We start from the raw sequence: 14645 nt of genomic DNA, 5'->3' as shown, positions 1-14645 counted from the left end.
CCTGGTGATGGGGTGGCCCCGTGGAGTTTGGGAGACGCTACGGGGCACCCCCTTTTCACATTGTCTCCCCACGTTTTGAACAATTTTCTTGAGTAGAAAGGCCTACGACGATTATGGCTACGAAGACTAAGCCCAATACTGCCCCCGTGTTCACCTACACCATTGAGGGCAAGGATGTTGAACTGCCCGCCATTAAGTCCTTGCCGTTTGGTGTGATGCGCAAGATCCGCAAGCTTGAAGAGGTAGACCAGGTGTTTACCATGCTTGAAATGGTTGTCGATGAGGACACGATGGCCGTGCTGGATGAGTTGCCGGCCGTGGCTGTGTTGGAGATGGTGCAGGCCTGGCAGGAGGAGGGTAACGCGGGGGAATCTGTGCAGTCGTAGACTTCTACGACACTAACCCCGATTTTCGGCGTCGCTTGGATGCCCGCCTGGTTGAGGTGGGTATTCGGCTGCGTTGGATTGGTGACGGCACTGACCGGGTGGATTGGGATGATGTGGTGGCTGTGGCTCATGGGTTGGGCCAGTGGACACCTACCGATTACGCCTTGGCGAATGTGACCGACGTTTTGATGTGGATCTCGTGGCAATTGGGTGGTGGCCAGGGGTCCCGCCCAGAGCCGGTACCGCGCCCTGATGGTGCCGGTGATGATGCGGGGGCTGGTGAGTCTGTGGGCTCGGGTAACCCGTTGGATGAGCATGGTTCAGGCCAGATTAGGGGCGTGAACATCGCAAGGCGTGAGATTCATAAGATGATGGGCTGGGAGGGTATCCCGGCCTAACGAGTTTTGGCTGGGAGGCTATCGAAGATGACTGTTGTTGCTAACGCCTGGGTGGAAATCGCCCCCTCCATGAAGGGGTTCAACAATAAGGTTGCCTCCGAGCTGCGAGGTATTGCACCTTTAGGCGATAAGGTGGGGAAGGGTTTTTCTTCCCGGTTTACTGGCATTGTGTCTAAGACGATGAAGGCGGGCATGGCCGGGGCTGGGGTTGCTGCCGGTGGTGTGTTTGCCGGGGCCCTGGCTAAGGGCATGGGCCGCCTTAACGCGATTGACCAGGCCTCTGCGAAGCTAGACGCGTTGGGCAACTCCGGCACTCAGGTCAAGTCCATCATGAATAACGCCCTGGCATCGGTTAAGGGTACTGCCTTTGGTCTTGGCGAGGCCGCTGGCACGGCCGCCACGATGGTGGCGTCTGGCATTAAGCCCGGCGAGCAGTTGGAATCTGTGCTGAAGGGTGTTGCTGACTCCGCATCGATTGCCGAGGTTGGCATGGGTGAGATGGGCCTTATTTGGGGCAAGGTCGCAGCCAAGGGCAAGCTCGACGGCGAGACCCTAGCCCAGATGCTTGAGCGCCAATTACCGATTTATGACATCCTGGCGAAGAAGACCGGGCATACCTCGGACGAGGTTTCTGAGATGGTCTCCAAGGGCAAGATTGACTTTGAGACCTTTGCTGCCGCAATGAATGACTATGTCGGTGGCGGTGCTGAGCGTATGGGCCAGACTGTCCAGGGTGCTTTGCAAAACGTTGGGGCGTCGTTGGGGCGTTTTGGTGCTGCGCTCACAGGCCCGGTGTTTGCTGCGGCCCCGGCGCTGATTAGCTCGACTATTAGCGTGTTTGACGCAATGACCGATGCTATCGGCCCGGCGGCTAGTCGTATTGGGGAACTGCTCACCCCCGCCCTGGAGAACGTCGCATCACTGATTAAGGAGCGCCTGGCCCCTGCTATGGGGGAAGCGGTGGCTAAGGTCGGTGATTTGGCTGTTCGGTTTGCTGAGTTTGTGGTTGACCCTGGTGTGTGGGAGCACCTGGGTGAGGTGTTCGCCACGGTGAAGGATACTGTGGAGCGCCTGTGGCCGACGGTGGAGTCGTTGGCGGGGTCTTTGTTGACTGTGGGGCAGTCGATTTCTGTGGCGACGTGGACGGCGTTTTCTTCCGTGCTGAATGCGCTTGCGCCGTTGGTGGAGTCGGTGCTTGTGCCGTTGGTAGAGCAGGTTGCCGCGTTTGCTGAGCAGAATCCCGGTGCGGTGCAGGCGATTGTGACCGCATTCTTAGGGTTTAAGGCTGTGGGTGCTATTGCCGGGCCGGTGGGCACGGCGACTGCCACGCTGAAGAATATGGGCGGGGCGGTAGAGTTTGCGGCTGGTGCTTTTAAGGGCGCTGGCCTTGCTGGCGGCCTGGTCAACATTGCCACCACGGCCACGTCTGCCAATCCGATTATTTTTGCCCTGGGTAAGGCCGTTGTTGGCATGGCCCAGGGGTTGGGGACTGCCGGCCGAGCTGTTGGCGGGTTCCTCACGGTGGTTAAGACCGTTGGCGGGGTGTTGAAAACCGTCCTTGGCTTCTTCAACCCGTGGGTGTTGGGCATTACCGCCGTGGTGGGTGTTTTGACGTGGTTCTTTACCCAAACCGAGACCGGGCAAGCGATGTGGGCATCGTTTACCCAGTCCCTGGCCGCCGGGTGGGATTTCGTCACCAGCAAATTCCAGGCCGGCATCGAATGGATAACCAACGCATTTACAGGCATTAAGGCCCTGCTGTTTGACCGTGACTACACCTTCGAGTTTGGCCAGGCATTCGGGATTGATGAAGATTCCGACGTGGTGGCAAAACTGTTCGCCATCAGGGATGGGTTCGTCGCGTTCAAGGACGACGTGGTCCTGGTTGTTACCCTGCTTAAGGATCAGGTGGTGGACCATTTCACTACCATGTGGGAACTGATCAAGGTCCCGTTTACTACCGGCATGGAAATCCTCAAGGACCTAGTCGCTGGTGGTTTCCAAATCCTCAAGGCCGTCTTTACCGGTGATTGGGGGTCGATTGGGGATATCGTGGCCGCCACGTGGGAGACGATTAAGGGCCACATCGGTGAGGGTGTTGGCCGTGCCATCGAGTTGATTATGGGGTTTGCGTCCCGCACCTTCCAGCGGTTTGTGGAGTGGAAGGACGAAGTCCTTGCCCCGGTGGCGGAATTGTGGGCTCAGGTCAAGGCAAAAATCGCTGACTTTGTCCGTGATGCCATTGAACAAATCGTTGTCATGGCAGCCCGCACGGTTGCCACGATTATCCAGTGGAAGAACGACATGCTGGCTAAGGCCGTGGCCATGATTGTTGAGTTCATGGCTGAAATGCGGGCCTTGCCGGATAAGGTCAAGAGCGTTTTCGCTAACGCTGGCCAGTGGCTCGTGGACGCTGGCCGCAACATCATCAGTGGCCTGCTTGATGGGCTTAAATCCATGTGGGCGTCGGTGGAATCGTGGTTTAGTGAAAAGACCGCGTCGATCCGTAACTTCTTCAGTGGTGCGGATGCGGCTTCGTCGCAGCGTATCGGCTATGTGGGTGGCCATCATGATGGTGGCGTGGCTGGGTTTGCCTCCGGTGGCCTGCTGCCGTATGTGCCTGGTGTGTCGCGTACCGCCCGCGATCCGCTGCTGGCGTACAGTGTGGAGGTTGGCCAGCCGATTGCCCGGGTAGAGCCGGGGGAGTTTGTGGTCAATCGGGCCATGACACGCCGGTTCTTGCCGTTGTTGGAGGCTATCAACGGTGGCAGGCTTACCGGTGCCCAGGGCGATCTGGGGTTGCCTGGGTTTGCTGAGGGTGGCCAGGTTGGGGGCAAGAACAAGCGGGTAACAGCTCAGCAGTTGCTTGACTTTGCCCGGGGTAAGTCTGTGCATGGTTTCCAGGCGGCCCGCCCCTTGGAGGGTGCCCCGTATGTTTTTGGTGGCCATAATTGGGGTGATTGTTCTTCCTCGATGGGTATGTTGGCGGAGTTGGCCGGTGGGCTTGATCCGTTGGCTGGTGGCCGCTACATGGCCACGATGAACGAGGCTTCCCAGTTGGGTGCAGCTGGTTTTTCCCGTGGCCGGTCTGGCGGCAAGAACGCCTTCGAGGTTGGTTTCTTCAATGGTGGCCCGTGGGGCGGGCACACCTCCGGCACTATCTTTGATGCTGCTGGTAAGGGTATCAATGTGGAGATGGGTGGCGGGCGCGGTAATGGCCAAATTGGTGGGCCTGCTGCTGGTGCTCGACACTCCCAGTACTCGGATATCTTCCACATCCCATTGGGTGGGTCTGGAAAGAACATTGATGACATTGACTCCACCAGCACCGACGGGATTAGCGCGTCTGGTAGTGAAGATGGCAAGCGGTTTGAGAATGAGAAAATTGATTGGGGGACTGCCCAGTCCCTGGCCGATGAGTGGGATAAGCGCAACCGGCGCAATAATGCCCTGCTGAAGTACTCTGCCGGCATTTTTGACACTGGCGGTATTTTGCCGACCAATGGTATTGCCATTAACAAGGGTGCCCCGGAACGGGTGCTACCGCCTGGCCTAACCCGTGCTTTTGACCGGTTTGTTGCTATGACCCCGCGCCTGGCTGGTGCCATGGAGGAATTTGTTATCGCGTGGCGTGGTGGTGATTGGGGCTATGGTTCCACGGCGGAGATTGTGGGCGATACGATTGCTAAGCGCCTAGTCAATGCGGCCGGGTTTGCCGGGGCCCAGTACCGCGACATTTCCGCCGGGGCGTCGATTCGTGCCTACCTGCAGAATATGACTGCTGGTGAGGGGCTGAAGTTGGCTGATTCCGTGGGCCAAATCTTCGGCATTAATGGCATCGCCTCTACCTTTGGCGGTGTGGTTGATGCTTGGGATGGGCTGCAGGATGCCGCTGTGGGGCAGGTTGATGCCGCTGATGCTGTCAAGCAGGCAGAACGCAACCTTGCTAAGGCGCGTGCGGAGGGCTCCCCTGATGACGTGGCTGCCGCTGAGGCTGATTTGGCTAAGGCTCATGGTGCGGTGAAGATGGCGGCTATGGCTACTGGCCAGGCACAGATTGCGATGATGCTGGAAGTCGTGAAGCTGGCCATTGAGATTCCTAAGAAGATCATTGGGTGGATTAACGGCAAGATTCAAGATGTCCTCAAGGGTGTTGCTACCGCCTGGCAGGGCATTAGCGAGGCCTATGGGTCCATGGGCAAGCTTGCTGAGGTTGTCGCGAAGCTGCGCAATGATGTTGTGGGGTTGTCCCTGGACCAGGCTATGGCTCAAATTGAGCTGGCCGCTGCGTTCCGTGAGGTTCGTATTGCCCACTGGGATGGGGTTAATGCCCAATTGGAGGGCGTGGTTAAGGCGGCGCAGGCGCAAGCGGCGTTTGAGGCGCAGCGTAAGGCGGATATGCGCCTGGCGGCCTTGGCTTACGATGACCTGTCTTTGGCGTTTGACCGGTTTAGGTGGGGCATGATTGGGGCGAACCAGGATGCCCTGGATGCCATGGCGCAGTGGTCGGATAAGTCCCATGAGCTGTTCGAGGCGTGGCGTGCGGAGCAGGTTAATCTGCAGCTGCTGGAAAAGCAGGCCCAAGCTGCCAATCTGGAATCGTTGTATAAGGCGACTGTGGCGGCGTTGGATTTGCGGGATGTTACTGCGAATCTGGAGAATGCGGCGAAGAAGTTGGCTATCGCGTCTGGGCAGACGTTCGGTTTGGATAACATCGAGGCGACTGTGAAGAAGCGCTATGCGGATTTGGTGGCCGAAAAGGCCCAAGCGCAGGCAGAGCTCAGTGATATCCGCAACCTTTTTAACGCCAACCTTAAGCGACAGACACGCCGCCGTATCAGCCAAATTGATGCTGAACTCGCAGAGCTGGAAGCCCGCCCGGAGTTTGGTGAGGACGGCCGCGCCGCGAAACGCGAAATTGAGGGCCTATTGTCTAGCGCGCGGGGCATGGCCTTTTGGGGCACCGGCGACAAGATTGCGACGCTAATCAAAAACAGTGCGCTAGGCGACGCAGAACGTGCCTTGGGCAAGATCGAGTTCGAGAATCACCTGGTCGATCTTAAGGCTGAACAGGATAATCTGCGTGCCAAGTTGGAGCGCAACATGGCTGAGTTGGAGCACCGCGAAAAGCTGGATCCACTCAAGACGATGATTAGCGGCCTGGAAGCTGAAAAGGCCTCGCACCTGTCTTTGGCGGAGTATTGGCGCACCAATCCGGATGATGGTGGGGTGCGTGCTGCATTGGCTGAGTTGGCGAAGTCGCAGGCGGATACCGCTGCAGAGCTCAAGAACTTGGCGGGTAAGTCCACGGCTGTGACGTTGGTGGGTGAGTCGTTTACCCGCGAGCAGGTTATGGGGCTTATTAAGCACCTTGGTGGTCGTGTGGACCGTTTGGAGAATCCCCCGGCGGCCGGTGCGACGGTTGCCGCGCAGGTGAGGGGATAGGCCTGGTGGATTGGACAATAAGAATGGAGGTGGTTTCAGGATGCCATGCACCCTGACCTACATTTCCCCCGGCGGGGCGAGTTATGAATTGTTCACTGGCCGGTATAAGGAACCGTTTATTGAGCAGGATTCTTTAACCGGGTTTGTGGGCACGTTCGAAGATAACCCCGTAGAGACTGTGGGCGTGCCCGGGGCGCGGGTGGATTTTCGCGACCGGGTAATCCGCAGCATTGAGGGTGAATTTGCCGCTGTGGTGTTTAATCGCGCGCAGTGGGCGCAGTTGCGGCGTGATTTTTCTACCCGCCGGGCGGGCGAATTGGTGTTGGATTGTGGGCAGGGTGCTTATCACCTTAAGGTTCGCTTGCGTGCCCCCTTGCCGGCGCCGTCTGTGGTGCCGGATTTGGGCACTCGGTTGGTGGTGGGGTTGGTGGCTGATGGTGGGGTGTGGGAGTCTTTTGTTTCTGCACCTGGCCCGGTGGTTACTGTGACGAATCCGGGTGATGTTCCCATATGGCCTGTGGTTGTGTGGAATGGGGCCGGTGGGGCTGTAACTCTCCCGTCTGGGGTGCAGTTCCGGCTGCCTGCCGTAACACAGGAGTACCGGCTACCCCTCGACCGCCTGGCGGGTGGCCGGGCCCTGCCCACTAGTGGCGACGGTGCTCCGGTGGTAGTTGACATGGTTGGTGAGTGCGTACCTGTTGACCAGACCCGCACCTACCGACTCCCCTCCGGGGCGCGCCTGGAATACACGATTGGAGTGTTTGACCCGTGGATTTGAGACAGTGGCGCAAGCACATTGACCAGGTAGTCGCTGATGAGGGCCAATGGTTGGGCATATTGGATGAGTTTGGTTTGCCCCTGTATGAGTTGGGTGGGGTTGTGGATGTTAGTTTTCCGCAGGCCCGCCTGGAAGCTGAATCTGTGGCCGTGACTTTGGCTGTCACCCCGGGGGATCGGGTGGTCAATGATTTGGTTGGGGCGGGCTTGGGTGTGCAGGATGCTGCTGGCCGCCTGGTCCCGGCTGCTGGCCCTACCCGCCTTATCATGCTGGCTCGTGCTGGAAAACCTAGGCAGGTGGCCACGGTAACCCACACGGTGGCATCGGGAAGCACAGGCCCGGCCACCCTGGTAGTCCACGGTGTGGGACTAGTGGATTCGCTAAGCTGGTGGCCGTGCCCGTCGGTGCCCGTAGAGTGGGCTAGTGCCCGGTTTGATGAGTGGACCACCGACGCCGGCGGGGTGGCCTATAAGACGCCGCGCCAATTAGCACAGTTACCGTTTGCTACCCGGGCGGATGGGTACACCGTGACCGGGCGGGCCCGCAGGGTGGTCCAAAACATCATCCAGGACTCATTTGATGCCGTAAACGCCTTGTATGGGTGGGCGGATAACCCGCATGCGGTGGTGGATTTTGCCACCCGGGCGGATAAGTCCCCTCAGGCTTTGGTGAGGGTGAATGATGACCCTGTGTTGGATACGGTGGCTGAGACGTGTCGGGCGGCGGGGTTGGGTATTGGTGTGTCCTTGTGGTGGCCGGGCGATGGGTCGATTTATACCCGCACCCGCCGCGACCCCGCGACCTATGTGGGCAAGTTTTTTGCTCATCCTGTGCTTGTAGTGCGCGTACGCGAGATTAAGGAGGCCTAGAAACCATGCATCCGATTATTGCTGATGGTGGCGAGTTAACCATTTTGCGCAGCCTGGGGGCGTTTGCTTATGGGCGTTGGCAAGTCAGTTGGCCGGAGAGTGTGCCGGAGGAGCAGCGCCCGAAGCTTGCCGATGACCGCGAGTTTGGTTACGCGGCAAGGCTTAAGGCTGAGCCGGGGCGTATGGGGCGCAGGTTTGTGCGCCAGGATGTCAGTATTACCGCCGCTGATGGGGACCTGGCGGGGTTTTCTGATGTGGAAGCGACCTTGGATGCTGCCGCCGCGCGTACTGATGGGGATGCCTTTTTTGAACGCGACCTAACCCGTGAACATCTTGGGGTGTTGGTGCCGCGTGTTGATTTTGATGTTGATGACGTGGTGCCGGTGATGATTTGGGGCAAGGTGCTTGAGGTGCCTGTGACTCGGATTGAGGATGTTGTCAGGGTTGGGGCGGTGGTGGATTGGTCTGTTCATGTTGGTGGCCAATTGTTGCAGGACTCTGATGCTTTGGAGCGGGCCAATAAGCAGTTGGAGCGCGATATTGCCCAGGAGCGTAGGGAGCGGGCCAAGGATGTTGCCCAGGCTCATGCTGTGGCTAGTGCTGCGCAGTCTACTGCGTCCACAGCACGCCAAGAGGTGGCGGGGGTTGATGCCAAGGTGGAGGCGGTTTCTGCTGTTGTGGAGCGTGACCGGCGTGATGTCGCTACCCGGATTAGTAGTCTGGTGTCGCAGGCTGATTTTGATACCTATTCCGGTGACTTGCATCGGCGGTTGTGGAGTGACCAGGGTGAATTTAATCGGATTACGCAGGAGTTTCAGGAGAAGCAGAATCTTATTAATGAGGGGCGGGCGGAGTTTGAGCGTCATCAGGCCCTGATTGATGCCGCGCAGGAAGAAGTCATTGGCCAGATTAAGAGCGTGCAGCAGGATTTAGTGAAGTCTACTCAGGGCCAGGTGAACACTGTCATGGCGTCGCGTTTTGGGTCATCGCACCCGGATTATCCTGTCACGCAGGCTAGTGCGGAGTTGTGGGAATGCCTGGTACCGACTGCTAATTCTATGCAGTTGCAGGAGTGGTTTACCTACGATTTTAACGAGGGTGGGGATGCTCGCAAGACGCTTACCCCGCTGGCACAGTTTTTCACCCCGGGTATTGCGGATAAGACCAGGCTGCAGATTAAGCCGAATGAAATGGTGCGTGTCACGTGGGCGGCGTCTCCGATTGTGCAGCTGGATTCTAGTAAAGAGTCCGGTGGGCATGGCCCGGCTAAAGGCCAGTGGGAGACGATTAGCGCGCACACGGTTACGGTGCGAAAACCCGGCCGTATGTTTGCTGGGTATTGGCGTGTGTTGTGGTCGGCGGCGGATCGTGGCTCGGGTTATGCGGTGCGGATTATTACCTCTGGCGGTAAGACGCTGGCTAGTTATGAGTCTTATAGTTTTGGGCCGTTGGGGCCGTGGGGTAATGGGCGTATCGCGATGAGTGTGACGTGTTCCGGTAAGGATATTCCTGCTGGTGAGCAAGTATTTTTTCAGGTCAAGAGTAGCGCATTGTATGAGTCGCAGCGGCGTGTGCATGGGTGCACGTCTAAAGCGACGTGGATTGAGGAGGTTGGATAATGCCGGTTGTGTCTGGTGATTTGTCTTTGGTGACTACGCGGGCGGCGCGGGTGTCTGAGGTGTGGGTGCGTGCTCCTAGGGTGCGTACTCATGGCCGGGGTGTGGTGGTGACATCGCAGGACCGTGTGGAGGTCACGGGTAGCGTGGTGCGTTTTGAGGTGCTGGCAGGCCCGGCGGTTATGGTGCTGGTGGAGGCGGGCCGTCCGGTGGAATCAATCCCTATCGTGGTGGGGACGGGAGCACAGCAGTCTTTGGCTGATGTGGTCGAGGCTGGGTTGGTGGCTGATGATGCCACCGCCGGGGCGATTGAGAAGTTGGCTGCTGATGCTGTGGGTTCGGTTCGTGAAGCCCTGGCCGCGAAAACAGCGGCGGAGGCGGCCCGTAATCGTGCCGAAACAGCGGCTACTACAGCGGGTAATCATGCTGCTACGGCTCGCACGCAGGCGACCACGGCGACTAATCAGGCGACGGCGGCCACCACGAAGGCGCAGGAGGCTACCACGGCGGCGGCGACAGCCACCACGCAGGCCACGGCGGCCCGCAACTCGGCTACTACCGCAACGGCGGCCGCAACCCGGGCAGAGACAGCGCGCCAGCGTAGTGAGCAGATTGCTACCTCCACCACGTGGGAGGGCGACCGGCTACGCGTAAACGGCGCCCTGTCCCCGGCACTTACCGGGCCTAAAGGCGAGCGGGGCGAACCAGGTGCCACAGCAGCACACACCCACACCCGCGCCGATATTACGGACCACTACACCCCCGGGGTGTCCATCATCCCAGAAGACGGACAAGGCCAACTATGGGCACGCCACAACACAATCGAGGCTGGCACCGATCCACGGGTGGGCAGAATCTACACCACCAACCCGGGTACCCGTAATTTCACGCCCCCACAAGCGTTTTTCACCATCGACCCCTCCCTGGACTACTGGATCAGTTTCCAGGTCAAGGCGGATAAGCCGAATAGCGTGCTATACATGGAATTGCGCGACGGCAACAACGCGCAGGCTGTGGCCTCCTACGATTATGGGGACGCGGGCACCGGGCAAACCTACCTGCTGACTCGTTACACTGTGCCTACCGTGTGGACTAGGATTAGTGGCCGCATAAGGCTGGCCCCAAACACGACGCAGGGCACAATCCGCACCATCTACACCAACCACGCGCAGGGTGAAGAGACCGGGGCGATCCTGTCGTTTAGTGACATCACCCTGGTGCCGATACCTAAGGGTTTGGGCTCTGGTGATGTGGTGGCCCAGCCCTATGCTGATAGTCAGGTGGGCCCTGCTCAGATTGTGCAAACCGGTGTCGATGGTTTTATCCATTCCCGCACCAACCCCACCAGTGCGAACCACCTGGCCCGTAAGGGGTATGTGGATGCTGAAGTGATGGCCGCCCGCACGGACATGTCGCAATCAACGCAAAACCACCACCGGCTAGCTATGGAAGCCGTCCAGCGGGCGCGTGGAGACCTCACCCAAACGGTGGAGGAAGTCCGAAGTGCAGCATCCCAATCGGCGAGTACCTACTATCGGCTGTCTACGGAATACACAAATGCGATTCAGCAGAGCATGATGCAAAACATCCAGGGCCTACAGGATTCTATCGCGAGATATCAGCAAGAGATTGTCAACGTCGTGAACGAGTCACTGATCGTGTGGACGGGGACATTTAGCGGCAGTGGGAAAACTGAGATTGTCTCTGGTGGGGCTGTGTCGTCTCCTGGCGCGGTAGACGGGATGAAGGTAACGATCCCGCCGGGGGTGTACGAGATGGCTTTGCATGCCGAGGCGCGGGTCACCAATTTGGCGATCAGGCGTGGCTCTGCCGGTAGTAGCCCATCGATAGTCGCGGTTTCGACTGATTCCACCACTGCGAGCGGCATGGTCAAGGTGGCGCAGGGGCAGTATCTGCAATTTGCTGGCACGTCTACAAGCCCCACGAAACTTTATGGTGTCATGCGAAAAATCGGATGACCGCCCTAACTCTACTTATATCGCTGCTTAAGGAGGCGCATGATGGAGAATACAAAGAAACTTATCCAGGCCTTGGGTGATGACGAGTTCTTGGATTTGATGGTGTGGATGAGCACCACCGAGAAGCAACGCCGGGCCACACTCCAGGCGGTGGAGGAGGCCCAGGCGCAAGTGGTCAAGGATTTGCAGGACGCGGGTAAATTGCCGTTGCCGGATGCCCTGACCGATATGGGGCAAGTCCCGGACGATGTGGAGGATGTGCCGCAGTGGACGAACCCGGGGACGGATCATTCTGCCATGTACCGTGAGGGCGACATTGTGGCCTACAAGGGTAGGGTGGTGCGCTCTACACACAAGGGGCTCAATTCCTGGGAGCCGGGCACACTGAATTTTGACGGCCGGATTTGGGAGGACATCACCCCACCCGGCGGCCCCGGGCATGGTGCGGTGGTAGAAGATGATGACGCTGCTGAGGATTGGGAGGATGAGGATTGGGAAGACCCCAGCGGCGAGGGCCAGGGCGGCGGCGGTGAGGATAGCTCGGAGACAGCAACCGATGAGGGTGATGGGGAACCGGCGGCCCCGGATGAGGTAGCAGCCGATGAGACCCCCGCGCAAGATGACACCGAAGACCCCGGCGAGGAGGGCGAGCTAGACGCAGGCGACGAACCGGCCCCGTTCAAGCAGCCCACCGGCGCACACGACGCCTACCCCAAAGGGGCGCGAGTGTCATACAAAGACGGGGTGTATGAATCCGTTATCCCGGCTAACGTGTACGCCCCGGACGTCTACCCGGCGGGCTGGAAGCAGGCCTAGCGTCCCTTTGCGCGGGGCGCGTTGCGCAGCGTTGCCCCACTTTCAACCCCTGACCACACCCCGGCCAGGGGTTAACTCATATTCCACACACAAACAAGGAGGTACACCCATGAAAAACTGGCTGACCCTAGAGCCCGATGAGGTCCGGCTACTCAATCGGCACTTCACCCCGGGACGCGGCGGCGCTCAGGTAGAGTTCGTCACCATCCACCACATGGCTATGGTAGGTGGCCTACTCGAATGCTGGCGGGTCTGGCAAGACCGCGAGGCATCCGCCCACTACACCATCGACCCACGTGGCCGTATCGGGCAAGCCGTCTGGGACCGTGACACCGCATGGTCTAACGCCAACGCCTATTCCAATGCCCGCTCGATTAGCATCGAGCACTCCAATAGCGCCGGAGCGGCGGAGGATTGGCCAATCAGCCCCGCCACATTGGAAGAAGGCGCCCACCTGGTCGCGGCGATCTGCCGCTTCTACAAGCTGGGCCGCCCCGTATCGGGCAAAAATGTTCGCTTCCACAATATCGAGTCCGGCGGGATTACCTCGTGCCCCTACCACCTGCGCCCTGGCGGGAAGTATCACGACACCTACATGCGCCGGGCACAGTACTGGTACGACCAAAGGACCAAACCAGCAGGCACGCCTGCACCAACACTGAAGGAGGATTCCATCATGGAACGCTACGTCAAAGACACCAAGGCCCAACTCACCGGCTCCCCGAACCTGGGCCAATACCCCGGCTGGGACCAACTGGGCGGGCGCACACTAGTCGATGCTGTGGCCGCCATTGGTGCCAAGCTCGAATTGGACGGCTTCAAAGACCCCAAGGGGGCGAAATAAATCATGAGCACCCACTTTTTGCGTGACCTGGCTGAACGCGCCCTAAAAACCTTCGCCCAATCCCTCCTGGCCGTGCTCACTGTAGGGGTGCCGGTGTGGGATCTTGACTGGCACAGCGCGATAGGTATCGCCAGCACCGCGACCATCATCTCCATACTCACCTCGCTGGCATCGGTGGGGGCAGGCCAGCCGGGCACCGCCTCCCTCATCGACACCACCCCCACCAGTGGGGGACGTCACCGGGCGGGATACGATGAATAACCTCATGCGCAGCATGGCCCGCCGCCTAATGAGGTGGTTCAAATCCGACGAAGCAGGCCTAACCATCCTGGCATGGCTGACCATCGCCCGCGGCCTGTCCTACCTGCCACCCCTACTATCCCAAGGCCGCCCCCCAGCACACTGGCTAGAGGGGTGGGCAACACCTGCGGTGTGGGGTGCGGTGTGGGTCGCTGCCGGGTTATTCTGCCTCGTCGCTACGCGGGTGGGGGCTTGGCTACCGGCGGCCGTGGGCATGGCCGTAGGCCTACACCTGGCATGGGCGGCGTCCTACCTCCTGGGCACCCTGGCGGGGGACACTGCACGCGGGTGGGTCAGCGCCCTAAACTACCTAGCAGTGTCCCTGTTGGCGCTCTACGCCTACAGTAGGGAGCGGGTGCAAGTCCTAGGCCGCAACAACGACGAGGGGGAATAGCGTGACCACGGCACAGATCATTACCGCCGTCATCGTCGCACTCATCACCACCGGCGGCACCCTATGGGGCCAAAAGGCCGCAGGCAAAGCACAGCAGGACACCAAGCGGATCGAGTCCAGTGGGCCGGACTGGAAAGCCTTTACCGAGGAAATGCGGGAGACATCCCGGGCGCAGGACGAAAAAATCAGTCGCCTGGAACGCGAAATTGACCAGCTCAAGAACAAGATTGAGGAAGTTAAAACCCGCTACTGGCTAGCTATCCAGCACATCCGCGCCCTGCACCTGCGTGACCCTACCGCCCCGGAGCACACCCCACCCCCGGAGGAAATCGCAGGGGATATTTAGGCCCCGATTGTGAGATTAGGTGCCGCGTAATCTCACACCCCACCCGCGAAAACGAGGGATAGTGTGAGATTAAGCCCCCACCTTAATGCCCTGGCTGCGCCCGCAGATGTGTGCGGTATCTCAATAGCCCCCGTCTTACCACTATTCCAGTGGTAGGGCGGGGGCCTTTTTTGTGTTTGATGGGTGTGGTGGGAGCGTGGAACGCAATCGAATGAAGGCGTGAATGGGAGGGCTGGGTGCTGGCCCAAATTCCACGACAATCCCACGACAAAAACCACTGAAACCGGCTTAAAACGACTTAAAACGGCGGAAAGCCGAAAAGTCAAAAACACCCCGACACCAGCAAAAACACTGGTAGCCGGGGTGTTATCAACGTGGTCCTAGCTGGGATTGAACCAGCGACCTTTCCGGTGTGAACGGAACGCTCTCCCACTGAGCTATAGAACCTGGAGGTGCATTCTGAAAGCGGACGAC

12 protein-coding genes and 1 tRNA gene are annotated in these 14645 nt (G+C 59.2%); 12 read left to right on the top strand and 1 reads right to left on the bottom strand.

Annotation, left to right across the window (positions count from 1 at the left end; genetic code table 11):
• Positions 1 to 113 precede the first annotated feature (113 nt).
• The 12 genes from G7Y31_RS06645 to G7Y31_RS06590 all read left to right on the top strand — a co-directional run bounded on the left by G7Y31_RS06645 (position 114) and on the right by G7Y31_RS06590 (position 14171).
• Positions 114 to 386, top strand: a complete 273-nt coding sequence (locus G7Y31_RS06645) for a hypothetical protein (RefSeq protein WP_165006339.1) — start codon at positions 114 to 116, stop codon at positions 384 to 386.
• Between the two features lie 35 nt (positions 387 to 421).
• The gene (locus G7Y31_RS06640; protein WP_196823538.1) at positions 422 to 784 is read left to right on the top strand and encodes a hypothetical protein; all 363 of its coding nucleotides are present in this window, start codon (positions 422 to 424) and stop codon (positions 782 to 784) included.
• A gap of 27 nt (positions 785 to 811) precedes the next feature.
• A complete protein-coding gene (locus tag G7Y31_RS06635) occupies positions 812 to 6229 on the top strand; it encodes a tape measure protein (protein WP_165006333.1) in 5418 nt (1805 codons plus the stop codon).
• 40 nt (positions 6230 to 6269) lie between these two features.
• Complete coding sequence (locus G7Y31_RS06630) at positions 6270 to 7007, top strand: hypothetical protein (protein ID WP_165006330.1); 738 nt, start codon at positions 6270 to 6272, stop codon at positions 7005 to 7007.
• Positions 6998 to 7876 carry a hypothetical protein gene (locus G7Y31_RS06625; protein ID WP_165006327.1) on the top strand — a complete coding sequence of 293 codons (879 nt, stop codon included), beginning with the start codon at positions 6998 to 7000 and terminating at the stop codon, positions 7874 to 7876. Before G7Y31_RS06630 ends, G7Y31_RS06625 begins: the two co-directional genes overlap by 10 nt.
• 5 nt (positions 7877 to 7881) lie before the next feature.
• Complete coding sequence (locus G7Y31_RS06620; protein ID WP_165006324.1) at positions 7882 to 9495, top strand: hypothetical protein; 1614 nt, start codon at positions 7882 to 7884, stop codon at positions 9493 to 9495.
• Complete coding sequence (locus G7Y31_RS06615) at positions 9495 to 11471, top strand: hypothetical protein (protein ID WP_165006320.1); 1977 nt, start codon at positions 9495 to 9497, stop codon at positions 11469 to 11471. Before G7Y31_RS06620 ends, G7Y31_RS06615 begins: the two co-directional genes overlap by 1 nt.
• 39 nt (positions 11472 to 11510) lie before the next feature.
• Positions 11511 to 12287, top strand: coding sequence for a hypothetical protein (locus G7Y31_RS06610; RefSeq protein WP_165006317.1), 777 nt, complete (start codon positions 11511 to 11513; stop codon positions 12285 to 12287).
• A 109-nt stretch (positions 12288 to 12396) separates the two neighbouring features.
• On the top strand, positions 12397 to 13131 hold the full coding sequence (locus tag G7Y31_RS06605; protein WP_165006314.1) for a peptidoglycan recognition protein family protein: 735 nt from the start codon (positions 12397 to 12399) through the stop codon (positions 13129 to 13131).
• Between the two features lie 3 nt (positions 13132 to 13134).
• On the top strand, positions 13135 to 13392 hold the full coding sequence (locus tag G7Y31_RS06600) for a holin (RefSeq protein WP_165006310.1): 258 nt from the start codon (positions 13135 to 13137) through the stop codon (positions 13390 to 13392).
• Positions 13393 to 13420: 28 nt separating this feature from the next.
• A complete protein-coding gene (locus G7Y31_RS06595) occupies positions 13421 to 13825 on the top strand; it encodes a hypothetical protein (protein WP_165006307.1) in 405 nt (134 codons plus the stop codon).
• A 1-nt stretch (position 13826) separates the two neighbouring features.
• Positions 13827 to 14171 (top strand): hypothetical protein, encoded by a 345-nt coding sequence (locus tag G7Y31_RS06590; RefSeq protein WP_165006304.1) that lies wholly within the window; start codon positions 13827 to 13829, stop codon positions 14169 to 14171.
• A 375-nt stretch (positions 14172 to 14546) separates the two neighbouring features.
• Here G7Y31_RS06590 and G7Y31_RS06585 read toward each other — a convergent pair.
• Positions 14547 to 14618 (bottom strand) — tRNA-Val (locus G7Y31_RS06585).
• Between the last annotated feature and the right edge of the window lie 27 nt (positions 14619 to 14645).

It is taken from the genome of Corynebacterium lizhenjunii, from assembly GCF_011038655.2.
GTDB lineage: Bacteria > Actinomycetota > Actinomycetes > Mycobacteriales > Mycobacteriaceae > Corynebacterium > Corynebacterium lizhenjunii.
Note: the sequence above shows the minus strand (reverse complement) of the source record. Positions and strands in the feature narration are given on the sequence as shown.

Excerpts from the sequence above, each read along its gene's own strand:
- G7Y31_RS06645 (WP_165006339.1), top strand. The coding sequence starts at position 114 with ATGGCTACGAAGACTAAGCCCAATACTGCCCCCGTGTTCACCTACACC.
- G7Y31_RS06635 (WP_165006333.1), top strand. The coding sequence starts at position 812 with ATGACTGTTGTTGCTAACGCCTGGGTGGAAATCGCCCCCTCCATGAAG.
- G7Y31_RS06630 (WP_165006330.1), top strand. The coding sequence starts at position 6,270 with ATGCCATGCACCCTGACCTACATTTCCCCCGGCGGGGCGAGTTATGAA.
- G7Y31_RS06620 (WP_165006324.1), top strand. The coding sequence starts at position 7,882 with ATGCATCCGATTATTGCTGATGGTGGCGAGTTAACCATTTTGCGCAGC.
- G7Y31_RS06615 (WP_165006320.1), top strand. The coding sequence starts at position 9,495 with ATGCCGGTTGTGTCTGGTGATTTGTCTTTGGTGACTACGCGGGCGGCG.
- G7Y31_RS06610 (WP_165006317.1), top strand. The coding sequence starts at position 11,511 with ATGATGGAGAATACAAAGAAACTTATCCAGGCCTTGGGTGATGACGAG.
- G7Y31_RS06605 (WP_165006314.1), top strand. The coding sequence starts at position 12,397 with ATGAAAAACTGGCTGACCCTAGAGCCCGATGAGGTCCGGCTACTCAAT.
- G7Y31_RS06600 (WP_165006310.1), top strand. The coding sequence starts at position 13,135 with ATGAGCACCCACTTTTTGCGTGACCTGGCTGAACGCGCCCTAAAAACC.
- G7Y31_RS06595 (WP_165006307.1), top strand. The coding sequence starts at position 13,421 with ATGAGGTGGTTCAAATCCGACGAAGCAGGCCTAACCATCCTGGCATGG.